Origin of the sequence: Spirosoma endophyticum (assembly GCF_900112365.1) — a bacterium.
GTDB lineage: Bacteria > Bacteroidota > Bacteroidia > Cytophagales > Spirosomataceae > Spirosoma > Spirosoma endophyticum.
This window is the reverse complement of sequence record NZ_FOLQ01000004.1, coordinates 486,830-499,986: the sequence shown is the minus strand read 5'-3', so window position 1 is coordinate 499,986 and position 13,157 is coordinate 486,830. Positions and strand designations below refer to the sequence as shown.

Here is a 13,157-nt window from a genome sequence, read left to right as displayed (position 1 = left end):
CAGAGTCAGGGAAAACGTTGTGTGCTCTGTGAAGCCTCTGTTCTCTCTGTGTTTAAACTTTTTATAGACGCTTAACCAAATACAACTTATGAAGACAATGAAAGGGCCTGGAATCTTTCTGGCGCAGTTCTTGGGTGATGCTGAACCATTTAATTCGCTTGAGTCCATTGCCAAATACATGGCTGATTTAGGCTACAAGGGTGTTCAGATTCCAACCTGGGACCCGCGTATGATTGATCTCAAGAAAGCTGCTGAAAGTCAGACGTATTGCGACGAACTAAAAGGGAAACTAAGCGACATTGGCGTAGAAATTACAGAGCTGGCCACTCACCTGCAAGGGCAGTTGGTGGCTGTTCATCCGGCATATGGCCCCATGTTCGACGGCTTCGGACCTGCCGAACTGGCGGGCAAGCCCAAAGACCAGCAGGCCTGGGCCGTCGATCAATTGCTGATGACCGCCAAAGCCAGCAAAAACCTTGGTCTTAAAGTTAGCCCGACGTTTTCTGGTGCGTTGCTGTGGCCGTTTATCTACCCATGGCCACAACGTCCGGCGGGATTAGTCGAGACGGGTTTTAAAGAACTTGCCGACCGCTGGTTGCCCATTCTGAACGCCTACGACGAAGCTGGTGTCGATCTGGCTTACGAACTGCACCCCGGCGAAGATATACACGACGGTATTACGTTCGAGATGTTCCTGGAGAAAGTAGGCAATCATCCGCGCGCTGGTATTAATTATGACCCGAGCCACTTTGTGTTGCAACAACTGGATTACCTGCAATTCATTGATTTCTATCATGATCGTATTTATGCGTATCATGTGAAAGATGCCGAGTTTAACCCAACCGGCAAACAGGGCGTATATGGTGGTTATCAGGGCTGGGTTGAGCGGGCTGGACGGTTCCGTTCACTGGGCGATGGCCAGGTTGATTTTTCAGGTATCTTCTCTAAACTGGCACAGTATGATTATGATCGCTGGGCCGTACTGGAATGGGAATGTGCGCTGAAACACCCAGAGCAGGGAGCCGCTGAAGGTGCACCGTTCATCGAAAGTCATATCATCCGCGTCACCGAGCGCGCATTTGACGACTTCGCCGGAACTGGTGCCGACGATGCGTTTAATAAAAAGGTGCTGGGATTGTAAGCAGATAAACGTAACATGCCCTTGAAATCAACTAACAGGCTGATTTCAAGGGCATGTTACGTTATAAATCTGTCTTATGATGGAAAATAGGCACGTTTTGTTGGTAATCGCGTGGCTTTTGTCATCGGTAGCCTACGCTCAGGAAACCCGAGAAGTAACAGAGCGAAAGGGTAATTATTCGGAAAAATACACAGTGCTGAAAGCTAATAAACGTACTAGACACGGACCTTATCAGCAATTTTTCGGGGAGAAATTGATCGAAAAAGGTGAGTATAGTCAGGATCAACGGGTTGGGCCGTGGGAGTTTTATGATATGATGGGAAAGCTGGATCAGACGTTCGATTATACAACCCGTCAAGTTCTCTTCTCGACTCTTTACAACCAGCCCGATTCATTGCAAAAGGTATACACAATCATTACTAACGCTGACACTACGTATGCCCCACTAGCAAAACCACCTGTACCCGTTGGCGGAAAAAACCAACTTGTCAGAATCATGATGACGAACCTCCGTTCTCCAGGTACCCCCCTGGGGTTGGGTAAGACAAGTATGGTCACCGTAGCCTATCTGGTTGACGAAACCGGTAAATTCGGGCCCGTTCGCATTGTACAGTCGTCAGCAGAACCAGCAAAGACTGCGGAAGCGTTGCGGGTCATTAACTTATACAGTACGTTACAATGGCTTCCTGGGGAGTTAAACGGGCGTAAAGTCAGTACAGTTAGCATGCAACCTGTCCGGTTCTATCATGAATGAACATTTTGCTAACAGGTCTTGCTACTCGTTTCGAACAGTCATCGCGTATTTTGACCGCTAATCAACAAAATTTGACAGAAGCCCAAAAATGATTTTGCAAACTACCAGATGTAGGTCAATTTTATAAAAAAACAACCAACACTATGGCAGGTCAAGGGTCGGGTGGCAACGTACTGGCTGCTCTTTGCAGTTTCTTCATTCCGGGGTTGGGTCAGCTTCTACAGGGCCGTTTGTTGATGGCTATTTTTCAGTTTGTTTTGGCTGGGGCCCTTTGGTTTATACTAATGGGATGGATCATCCATTTATGGTCCATTATTGATGCCGCACGGTTCGATCCCGCCAGGTAATCAATTCGTTACGTACCGCTTGCTTGTTGGGTGTAGATGGTTTCTACGCTGGTTTAACTCCATACTCATGCCTCCTTTCCCCGTTTCCAGTTCCATTCTTTCGACCACGCATCTTACTCAATTCCTACAGGAGAAATACAAGTTAAGCCCCGATGCTACGTGCCGTCTGTTGAAAGCAGGCGTTAATCATTCGTATCTGGTGACGAATGGTGCGGCCAAATCGATCTTCCGTATCTATAGCCTCAACTGGCGTAGTAAGAAAGAAATCGAAGAAGAACTGCGATTATTGAATCAGGTCAACGAAGGCGGTATTCCTGTGTCCTACCCGCTGGCTGACGTAGCAGGCACGTATATTCAGGAGTTGCAGGCGCCCGAAGGAAAACGATTTGGCGTTCTTTTCTCATTTGCCGAAGGCGAAAAGCTACTCACCTATTCGGAGGAGTTGCATTACAAAATGGGCACGATTATGGCCCGCTTTCATCAGCTTACGCAAAATCTGACGCTGGAGCGGGTCACCTATACACCGCAGATTATGCTCGTTGATTCACTTGAGTATCTGAAGCCGTTTCTACCTTCTGAATCAGAAGAAATGCAGTTTATGCACAACACGCAACGCTTTCTGCTGGACGAATTAGCGAAAATTGAGTCCCAAGAAATCCGGCAGGGGCTCGTTCATCTGGACATCTGGTTTGACAATCTGAACATTGCCGACAATGATAAAATTACCCTTTTCGACTTCGATTTCTGTGGGAACGCTATGCAGTGTTATGACCTCGGCTATTACATTTTGCAGATTCATAGTACAGAAGCCGACGAGAAAGACTACGTAGCAAAACGAGCTAGTTTTCTGGCTGGCTACGAATCGGTTTCGAAAATCAGCGATGAAGAAATGCGATTGCTGCCTATGCTGGGGTTATGCGTTTATTTCTTCTATTTAGGTGTTCAGTGTCAACGCTTTGATGACTGGTCGAACGTATTTGTGAATGAGTTATATCTAAAACGATTTATTACTTTGCGTGTGAAACGCTGGGCTGATTTCAATAAAATGCAGATTAAATGACACCAATGTTCTTTGCCAGTCAGGCTGACTTTCGGACGTGGCTATCGGCAAATCATGACAAGGAAACGGAACTGCTGGTTGGTTTCTATAAAGTCGGTTCGGGCAAACCGAGCATGACATGGTCCCAGTCGGTGGACGAGGCCCTTTGTTTTGGCTGGATCGATGGTGTTCGCAGATCAGTTGATGTGGATAGTTACTGCATCCGGTTTACGCCCAGAAAGCCCAAAAGTATCTGGAGCGCGGTAAATATTCAGAAAATAGAGAACCTTATACGGGAAGAATTAATGCATCCAGCGGGCCTGGCGGCCTTTGAGAAACGAGAGGAAAACAAGTCGAAAATTTACGCCTACGAACAGGATGCTATAAGCCTGACAGATGAGTTTGAATCTGAATTTAAGGCGAACGAAAAAGCGTGGACTTTCTTTCGAAAGCAGGCTCCTTCTTACCAAAAACTCGCTGTCCATTGGATAATGAGCGGCAAGCAAGCCATTACCCAAAAAAGTCGCCTTGCTAAACTAATAAGTGCCAGTAAGTCCGGCCTAAGAATTTAGGTTTATTAGCAGTTTGGCGCATGCTCTGACTACTGTATTGGTCAAAAATTCAGTACCTTAGATACCCTAATTTGGTTATTCGGGCATTAGGGCCTGATGCCAGATCGAGTGCTTCAGGGCTATGCAACGAGGATACAGTTGGCTGTTGATTTGGCTTGTAATGTTATTGCCAAAGATCGTGATGGGGCAAAACCTCATTCCGAATGGCAGTTTTGAAACCTATCGAAACTGTCCCCAGCAGGATAATCTTCTGGTAGAAGCTACCCCCTGGTACAACCCCAATCGAGCTACTCCTGATTTCTACCATACGTGTTTTAATTCAGGACAGATGGCCTTGCCACCCCGCACGGGCCAGGGGTTGGCACGCCTGTTTTTCGACCAGGGCTGGGGCGAATATCTGGGAGTCCGTCTGACGAAGCCGCTGGTTGCGAATGAATGCTACTATTATGAGATGTACATCGCCACCGATACGCCCAACAAATATCAGACAGAAACAATAGGGGCAACTTTTTCTGTTCAACCGATTATAGCCCCTGCAAGTACAGAGATGTTCAAAGTCGGGCCGCAGGTTCTCGATAGGCTCTCCAGCATTCCTCGGTTAGCGTGGCAACGAATTGCTGGTTTTGTTAATGCGAAAGGAGGAGAGGAGTACGTAACGATTGGAAGTTTCTTCAAAACGCCCCCTTTCCTAGGCTTTAACTACGTGTTCATTGACGATATTTCGCTTTTGCACGTCAAGCTTGATCTGGGAAAAGATACGACGTTGTGCGGCCGTAAAAGTACTCGTCTGCTTGACGCAACAGTGCCCAATGCCAGTTATTATTACTGGAATGACGGTAGTAGCAAACCGACGCTACTGGTGACCAAACCCGGCAAGTATTCGGTAACGGTGGTGACGGCCTGTAAAACGCTGACTGATTCCATAAAGGTTGATTATGCGCTGGACTTTGATCTGGGTGCCGATACCACACTCTGCAACGGACAAACGCTGGCGTTGAACGTACCGGTAAATACGGCTGCCACGTACCGCTGGCAGGATGGTTCGCTGCAAAATAACTACACGGTTAAGCAGGCCGGTGAGTACAGTATTCAGGTCACCCAGGCGAATTGTACGGCGTCGGATACCATTCAGGTAAAGTACATTCGCCCCCCTCAACTAGAATTGGGGCCGGACAAAGCGCTTTGTGGAGCCGAATTGGTTACCATTAAGCCAATTATTGCCGAAGGGACGTTTGCTTGGCAGGATCAATTTGCGGACGTAGCACGAACCGTAAACAGTTCAGGGGTCTATCGGGCAAGTGTGCAGAACGCTTGTGCGACCGTTTTAGATTCGGTCGAAATCTCCTACGGCGCCTGCGATTGCATTCTGTATACCCCCACCAGTTTTACTCCCAATGACGACGGACAGAATGATACTTTTCTGGCGTTTGGCTGCGGTGATATTACCATTACGTCGCTCTCAGTTTTTAATCGTTGGGGCGAGGTTATTTTTCAGACTGATAAGGCTCCATTCCAGTGGAATGGATATTATCATGGCGAGCTATGCGAAATTGGCGTCTATGGCTGGAGCATTCAGTATCAGTTGAAGCAGGAGCGTCAGGTAACACCTGGTCAGAAGCAGGGGGTTCTCAGTTTGATTCGTTGAGAGTAAGCCACAATTAATTGTCTATAGACACTATCCTGATAACTTTTCTCGTGATTTTTGCTCGTAGACCTTACTTTAGGCACTTATCTACTGAGCGACAACTAGAAGGTATGAAAAAGCAGATCGAAGCAACGTTTATCGTCAGTTTTCAAATTTTACTTCTATTTGCTGGTTTGGGATTAACGGCCTTTGCTCAACCGAAAAAGCCTCAATTTAGGGTAGTGGCTCTTGCCGAAAAAGGGGGAGGTGTTCATGCCCCTTTCGTCGCTGAAGCAAAGAAATGGCTTACCCACGTAGCGGCTTCAGCTAATTTCACGATTGATTATATTGAAAACACAGAGCCAATAAACGACCAGTTTCTGGCCCACTATCAGTTGTTCATTCAACTGAATTATCCGCCGTATAGGTGGACCGATACCGCCAAAGCAGCTTTCCAGAAGTACATTATCGAAGGCAAAGGCGGTGGGTGGGTTGGCTTTCATCACGCTACGTTACTGGGCGAGTTCGATGGGTACCCGATGTGGCCCTGGTTCTCGGAATTTATGGGTGGTATTCGTTACAAAAATTACATCGCTACGTTCGCCAAAGCCACTGTGCGTGTCGAAGCAGAAAATCATCCTTGCCTGAAAGGTGTACCGGCTACGTTTACCGTTGAAAAGGAAGAATGGTACACCTACGATAAAAGCCCGCGTCCAAACGTGAACGTGCTGGCGACCGTCGATGAGTCAACCTATTCACCCGATTCAAACCTGAAAATGGGGGGCGACCATCCGGTTATCTGGTCTAATGAGCATATGAAGGCTCGCAACGTGTACATGTTCATGGGTCACCACCCCGATTTGTTTAAAAATGATGCTTTTGTGACGGTTTTTCGAAACGCCATTTTCTGGGGCGCGGGGCAGTGATACTTGCTGGCGTTTAATAAAGAAAAAGCCATGTAACTGATAAAAATTAATGTATTGCGCTGGGTTTTAACCCAGTGAAGTATATGTGCATTATGACGAACCAGCCTACAAACAAATTCTTTACATCGGATCTTAATTGGGACGATTACCGCCATTTGGTTAAGGAGATAAACGTTCCAGCCAAAACGACGTTGCTGCAAGAGAGCGAGGTGTCCAAAAATGCCTATTTTATCAAAAAAGGCTGCTTACGAATCTGGTTCAACAACAATGGCAAAGACGTTACGTTTCAGTTTTTCTTTGAAAATCAGGGCGTGTCTTCGATAGAAAGTTTTAAGTCCGGGCAGCCGAGCCTATTTAGTATCGAAAGTATTGAGCCATCGACCTTGCTGGTGATTTCAAAGTCAAATCTGGAGTTGATGGTGAAGGAAATTCCGGGTTACCAGGCGTTTATGCAGGAGCATATTTTTCAGCGCCTAAACCACTATTCAAAACTTTTCCTGTCGCATATTAAGAATAACCCGCAGGAACGGTATCTCGAACTGCTGGCCGAAAGCCCTCACATAATCCAGCGCGTACCGCAACATTACATTGCTTCTTATCTGGGTATTACGCCCGTCTCGCTGAGCCGAATCCGGAATAAGGTACTGGCGGAAAAAAAATAATACTACCCGTATTTCTTAACAATTGTTATCGCGCCAACGGCAATGGCTGGCGGACCTTTGTCCAAACAAAAAACGATAACTATGAAAGCCGCAGTCATTCATCAATTTGGCGAAACTCCCCGTTATGAGAACTTTGCTGATCCAATTCCACATACAGAAAACGACGTAGTGATGTCGGTGAAAGCCGCATCAATCAAGAATATTGATCGATCTCAAGCTAACGGATCGCATTACGATCGGTATAAAAACCTCCCCGCCGTGGTGGGAACCGATGGTGTCGGCATGTTGCCGGATGGCACCCGTATCTATGCGTTTCGGGCCGGTGGCACACTCGCTGAAAAAACATTGGTTCGACAAGGAGCCTACGTGCTTTTGCCCGAAGGTATTGACGATGTAACAGCCGCTGCTTTACCCAATCCGGGATTATCGGCCTGGTTTTCGCTGTATCATCGGGCCGGATTAAAGCTAGGCGAAACTGTGCTGATCAATGGCGCGACAGGCACGACGGGTAAAATGGCCGTTCAATTGGCCAAATACTTCGGTGCAGGAAAAGTAATTGTTACGGGCCGAAATTCAGACGTATTGGCAACGCTCCCCGAACTAGGCGCTGACACGGTTATTTCGTTGGTTCAATCGGATGCCGACCTGCAGGCTGCGCTAAAAGCAGAACAGAAAAAAACACCTTTCGACGTCATTATTGACTATACCTGGGGCTACCCCGCCGAAATTTTGCTGGGTATATTAACGGGAAATGATTTACATGCCGATGCGCATCGGACACGCTACGTATCGGTGGGCGAAATGGCTGGCCCGACCATCCAGCTTTCATCGGCTACGTTACGAAGTGCCGCGATTGAACTGTATGGCGTTGGTGGAGGCAGCATTTCAAAAGAGGTTATGCAAAAAGTGCCGACGGAGATATTGCCGCAACTTTTTGATCTGGTCGTGAGCGGAAAACTGAAAGTAGAGACTGAAGCGGTAGCCCTAAAAGACGTAGAACGTGCCTGGAAACAAGGCGAAACGAATGGGAAAAGATTGGTAATTGTGCCGTAGTGAAACTAGTCGCTACACATCGGCATAATCCAGCTCTTTGCCGTATGTCTCTTCCATCGTTGCCAGCGACCAGGCTGCCAGCGCAAAGCAGACAAGCGCTACAATGGCGGCTGACTCAAGGACACCCAAGGACGGTTTCATGGCCTGATACGCAGGAATGCTGAGCAACGTAGTGGCCCGAACGTTATTGGCGACGGACGTAGTGGCGGTGGCCCGGAGATTGGTACCGAAACTCTCGGCCGTTATCGTCAGGAACATAGCGATGTAGCCAATGCCAAAACCCATCGCCGTGCATACGCCATAAAATGCACTGGCTGACTGAATGCCGCCGAACAGGTAAATGGACACGAAAACAAGTGTCAGGCCCATCATCAGGCCAATCGCTTTTCGGCGCGATTGTAGCCATTGACTGAGGATTCCGCTAAATAAATCGCCCACTACGACGCCAATATACGTGAACATGACACCACGGCCCGGTTGAATAACTTCCTGCACACCAACGGCTTTGCCGAATTCATTGCTGAACGTCGCCAGAATACCAATAACCAGATAGGTTGGCAGCGCAATACCCATGCAGCGGAGGTACCGTAAGATAGAGCGCCTGTCTTTGAATAAAGCCCAGAAATTACCCCGCGACACGTTTACTCCCTGTATGCGTTTGAACATACCCGATTCGAGCACGCTGACACGTAGTAACAGCAAACCTAAGCCCAGCCCACCGCCAATCAAATAGGTAGTGCGCCAATCGAAGAGGGCCACTGTAAAATACGCTACGACGGCGCCAAACAAGCCGACGCTGGCTACCAGCGAGGAGCCATACCCTCGTAGGTGCGGAGGTAAAATTTCACTGACGAGCGTAATACCCGCCCCCAGTTCGCCTGCCAGGCCAAAACCGGCCACAAACCGAAGCCAGGCGTAGAGCTGTGGGTCATGCACAAAACCGCAGGCCAGATTGGCAAGCGAATACGTAATAATGCTACCAAATAACACGGATAATCGGCCACGCTTATCGCCTAAAATACCCCAAAGAATGCCACCCACTAATAAACCGGCCTGCTGGAAATTGAGGATGCGGCCACCTATCAGTGATATTTCAGCTTCGGAAAGACCCAGATCTTTCAGGCTTGGCACCCGCACAATGTTGAACAGAAGCAGGTCATATACATCCACAAAATAGCCCAATGCGGCCACAATAACCGGCAACGCAAATAAAGGACGTAGTGATACAGACGTAGTGGAGGAGGGCATTGTGAAGAGAGTTATTGGGTACGCATAGGAAACGCCGGAAGAAAACCGTACCCTTATTCAAAAGCTTGTTGGTTTGCTTCCGGCGTTTTATTTTATTTCTTTTTTACCAGAATCGGATATAGAGCATGGAAACCAGCATGATAATGACTACGACCATAGCCATGTTAGTTGGTGCCAGGCGGAACATAGACGCATCGATGGCCAATCCTTTGGGGTTTATTTTTGGCCCGGCCAGACTAATGAGTATCATCATGGCAACTGTCAGAAAGAACGCCCAACCCATAGCAATCAGGAACGGGATCTCATACACGCCATCACTGTTTAGAAAAGCCGTATACATAATCGTTTCAGGACCAAACAGGCGGGGGGCAAAGTTATTGAACAGTACGGCAAAGCCGAAGCCACCCAGAATACCGGCAATGGCCGCTATACCGGTGGTACGTTTCCAGAAGAAGCCCAGCAAAAAGACGGCAAATATACCGGGGCTGATGTAGCCGGTATATTTTTGAATAAACGTAAAACCACCTTCGCCACCAATGCCGAGCGCGTCCTCCCAGGCCAAGGCAATGGATAGGGCTACGGCTACCAGAATCGTGACTCGTCCGATCCAGAGCGAACGGGATTCACTGGCGCTTTTATTGATGTATTTCTGGTAAATATCCAGCGTAAAAATGGTTGAAATCGAGTTGGCCTTACCCGCCAGCGAAGCCACAATGGCCGCCGTCAGGGCAGCTACCGATAACCCTTTCAGACCTGTTGGTAAAAACGTGAGTACTGCCGAATAAGCGTTATCGCCCGATACAACACCATTACGGAGCATTTCGCCCTGTAGTCCACCGTTTTTATGAATTACGTAAGCGGCAATACCGGGCAGCATCACAATGATCGGCATGAAAATTTTGAGTATGGCCGCAAAGAGGATACCCGTACGGGCAGTTTTCAGGTCGGCGCCCAAAGCGCGTTGGGTGATGTATTGATTACAACCCCAGTAGTTGAGGTTAACAACCCACATGCCACCAAGGTACATAGCAATACCTGGCAACGTCAGATACCGCTTTATATCGGCCTGGGGAGCACCGGGAGTCGGTTTTTCGAAAATCATGTGGAAGTGGTCATCGGCATCTTTAAACATGGCACCCAATCCTGAAACAATGCCTCCGTCCAGTCCCATCGTTAGGCTTACCTGTTGCAGGGCCAGATAGGTAGTAACCAAACCGCCAATGATGAGGACCAACACCTGAATAACGTCCGTGTAACCAATTACATTCATACCGCCAAGGGTAATGAAAACAGCGAACACGCTCAGGCAAATAATAACGATGTGAAAGCTATCTCCCCCTATCAGGCTGCTGATAGCCAGCGCACCCAGGAATAAAATGGATGTCAGGTTGACAAATACGTAGAGAAATAACCAGAAAACGGCCATGATCAAACTCACCGTTTCGTTGTAGCGCGTACTCAGAAACTGGGGCATCGTGTAGATACGATTCTTGAGGTAAATCGGAATGAACCACACTGCTACAATAATCAGGGAAATGGCCGCCAGCCATTCATACACAGCAATAGCCACCCCAAAACGATAGCCATCACCCGACATGCCAATGAACTGCTCGGCGGAAATATTTGAGGCAATGAGCGAGGCTCCAATAGCCCACCAGGTTAGCGAGCCTTCTGCCAGGAAAAAGTCTTTGGTATCTTGCTTTGTTTTTTGATTTCGTCGATAAATCCAATAGCCATAGCTTGAGACACCAATGAAATACAGGAAGAAAATAACGTAATCGGTTAGGGCAAGTTGGTTCATCGGAACAGTCTTATAATTGTTATGTTAAATCAGCCTGTAAAAAAGCAATTATTTCTCCAAATAGGCTTAGTCTAGGGCAAAATCATTTAAAGATTAGCAAATCCAGTATTATTTGAAGAGGCTGACAGGCTAATGTTAGCAAAAAAATGTGCGTACAGAAAAAGGCACGAAGTTCGCTTCGTGCCTTTTTCTGTACGCAGGAAAGCTAATTACTTGATGGCAACCAGCCGAATGGGTTGATTGACTTCCAGATTTGGTGTGGCTAGTTTAAACGTAAATTCTTCCTTCTGGCTCTCCGCCGATACACGGAATGTATACGTACCGTCGGGGATTTCGCTCATGTCGAACTGCTGACGGATGGCACTCTTCTTGCGGCTCTTGCCCGACACAATTTCCTGAAACATAACCTGACCTTTCTCATTCACTACCTCGAGGGTAACTTTCTCTTCGGGCTTATATTTTTCCAGGCAAAGCCATAGCTTGGACGTATTGTTCGCGGGAAACATGGCTGCGACAAAAGCCTTTGTCAAGTGGTCATCCTGGCCCTTGCCAAAGGATGATACAGATAGGCTTATTGTTAATAGTAATGCGCTGGCAATCAGTTTGATGGACGTTTTCATTGGTCTGAAAAGATTAAGTTTAAAACCTTTATTGTCGAACCAATGATGCCAATGAAACTGCCAGCCGCTGTCGTTTGGGAGCAACGGCTTAAGAAAAGGATGAGCGGTTAAACGTCACTCTACGAAGTCTAAATCTTTGCCAAATGTCTCGTCCATTTGGCTGAGTGACCAGAACGAAAGTCCATAAACGACAGCTCCAAGCAACCCTGCCGCGACTAGCGCGCCCATCGACGGTTTAAGTGCCTGAAATAGCAACGTCATCGGAATAAGTGTACCCCGAACGACGCTTGGCACCGACGTAGTAGCGGTGTTGCGAAGGTTCGTACCGTATAGTTCGGCCACCATCGTCAGGAACATGGCAATGTATCCCGTACAGAAACCTGCTAACAGGCAAACTGTATAAATGCCACTGGCGGTGTGAATGCCTCCAAACAGGTAAATCCCGCTGAGAAGCGCACTAAAAATTAAGAGCCCTGTAATGGCTTTCAGTCGCGATTGCAGCCACTGACTTATTGGCCCACTAAGCAAATCACCGCCGGCCAGACCCACATAAATCATCATGACGCACCGGCCGGGTTTTATGCCTTCTGCAATACCCAATTCCTGCCCAAACTCGTTGGCGAACGTAGCCAGAATCCCAACGATGAACCAGGTCGGAATACCCACTGATACGCAGCGGAGGTATTTGATCGCCTGTGGCCAACTACTGAAAAAGTAAAGGAAATTGCCCCGGCTGACACTTTTGTGGTCAGTTTTCATCCGGTTGAATAATCCCGATTCAAAAACGCTTACACGCAGTAGTAACAGAGCGAGGCCCATGCCGCCACCCACCCAGAATGCCGTTCGCCAGTTAAAATATTCGACAGTCAGGTAAGCGACCCCCGCGCCAAGGTAGCCGATGCCCGCTACCATGGACGAACCATAACTACGTATCGCTTTGGGCAAAATCTCGGAAACGAGTACCATGGCGGCTCCAATTTCACCGGACAAACCAACGCCAGCCAGAAACCGAAGAAAAGCGTAGGTATTTACGTCCTGTACAAACCCACAGGCAATGTTGGTCAGCGAATACGTAATGATACTGCCAAAGAGCACAGACATACGCCCGCGTTTGTCGCCTAGGACGCCCCACAGAAAACCACCTACCAGTAATCCCGCCTGCTGACAGTTCAGAATAAACGTGCCCGCTTTCGACACATCGGCTTCTGACAAGCCCAGTGACTGCAAACTTGGGACGCGCACAATACTGAAAATCAGCATATCATACACATCGACGAAGAAGCCCAACGCCGATACGATCACCGGTAGGGCAAATAAGGGGCGGTATGAAACGCGGGATGAAGTGGGGGAGAGTGTCTGCATAAAAAGGG

General features: G+C 48.0%; 13 protein-coding genes. 9 read left to right on the top strand and 4 right to left on the bottom strand.

Features of this window, described 5'->3' with window-relative positions:
- The first annotated feature begins 88 nt into the window (after nucleotides 1-88).
- The 9 genes from BM202_RS14100 (at nucleotide 89) to BM202_RS14060 (ending at nucleotide 8,118) form a co-directional block, all read left to right on the top strand.
- Nucleotides 89-1,141, top strand: a complete 1,053-nt coding sequence (locus BM202_RS14100; RefSeq protein WP_093827058.1) for a sugar phosphate isomerase/epimerase family protein — start codon at nucleotides 89-91, stop codon at nucleotides 1,139-1,141.
- Between the two features lie 76 nt (nucleotides 1,142-1,217).
- On the top strand, nucleotides 1,218-1,895 hold the full coding sequence (locus tag BM202_RS14095) for an energy transducer TonB (protein ID WP_143100691.1): 678 nt from the start codon (nucleotides 1,218-1,220) through the stop codon (nucleotides 1,893-1,895).
- A gap of 143 nt (nucleotides 1,896-2,038) precedes the next feature.
- Entirely contained in the window at nucleotides 2,039-2,242 is a 204-nt protein-coding gene (locus BM202_RS14090) for a hypothetical protein (RefSeq protein WP_093827054.1), read from the top strand.
- Nucleotides 2,243-2,309: 67 nt separating this feature from the next.
- Nucleotides 2,310-3,302: a phosphotransferase enzyme family protein gene (locus BM202_RS14085; protein ID WP_093827052.1), complete on the top strand. Its 993-nt coding sequence runs from the start codon at nucleotides 2,310-2,312 to the stop codon at nucleotides 3,300-3,302.
- Nucleotides 3,299-3,853 (top strand): YdeI/OmpD-associated family protein, encoded by a 555-nt coding sequence (locus tag BM202_RS14080; protein WP_093827050.1) that lies wholly within the window; start codon nucleotides 3,299-3,301, stop codon nucleotides 3,851-3,853. Before BM202_RS14085 ends, BM202_RS14080 begins: the two co-directional genes overlap by 4 nt.
- A gap of 181 nt (nucleotides 3,854-4,034) precedes the next feature.
- Entirely contained in the window at nucleotides 4,035-5,498 is a 1,464-nt protein-coding gene (locus BM202_RS14075) for a T9SS type B sorting domain-containing protein (RefSeq protein ID WP_245776665.1), read from the top strand.
- A gap of 110 nt (nucleotides 5,499-5,608) precedes the next feature.
- Nucleotides 5,609-6,403 (top strand): ThuA domain-containing protein, encoded by a 795-nt coding sequence (locus tag BM202_RS14070; RefSeq protein WP_093827046.1) that lies wholly within the window; start codon nucleotides 5,609-5,611, stop codon nucleotides 6,401-6,403.
- 83 nt (nucleotides 6,404-6,486) lie between these two features.
- On the top strand, nucleotides 6,487-7,065 hold the full coding sequence (locus tag BM202_RS14065) for a Crp/Fnr family transcriptional regulator (RefSeq protein ID WP_245776664.1): 579 nt from the start codon (nucleotides 6,487-6,489) through the stop codon (nucleotides 7,063-7,065).
- Nucleotides 7,066-7,146: 81 nt separating this feature from the next.
- Entirely contained in the window at nucleotides 7,147-8,118 is a 972-nt protein-coding gene (locus BM202_RS14060; protein ID WP_093827288.1) for a quinone oxidoreductase family protein, read from the top strand.
- Between the two features lie 12 nt (nucleotides 8,119-8,130).
- On the opposite strand, the gene BM202_RS14055 is transcribed toward BM202_RS14060, so the two are convergent.
- From BM202_RS14055 to BM202_RS14040, 4 genes are all read right to left on the bottom strand, one after another.
- Entirely contained in the window at nucleotides 8,131-9,366 is a 1,236-nt protein-coding gene (locus BM202_RS14055) for an MFS transporter (protein ID WP_093827042.1), read from the bottom strand.
- Nucleotides 9,367-9,469: 103 nt separating this feature from the next.
- Nucleotides 9,470-11,167, bottom strand: a complete 1,698-nt coding sequence (locus tag BM202_RS14050) for a sodium:solute symporter family transporter (protein ID WP_093827040.1) — start codon at nucleotides 11,165-11,167, stop codon at nucleotides 9,470-9,472.
- A gap of 209 nt (nucleotides 11,168-11,376) precedes the next feature.
- Nucleotides 11,377-11,787, bottom strand: a complete 411-nt coding sequence (locus BM202_RS14045; protein WP_093827286.1) for a flagellar hook assembly protein FlgD — start codon at nucleotides 11,785-11,787, stop codon at nucleotides 11,377-11,379.
- Between the two features lie 114 nt (nucleotides 11,788-11,901).
- Entirely contained in the window at nucleotides 11,902-13,149 is a 1,248-nt protein-coding gene (locus tag BM202_RS14040) for an MFS transporter (RefSeq protein ID WP_093827038.1), read from the bottom strand.
- Between the last annotated feature and the right edge of the window lie 8 nt (nucleotides 13,150-13,157).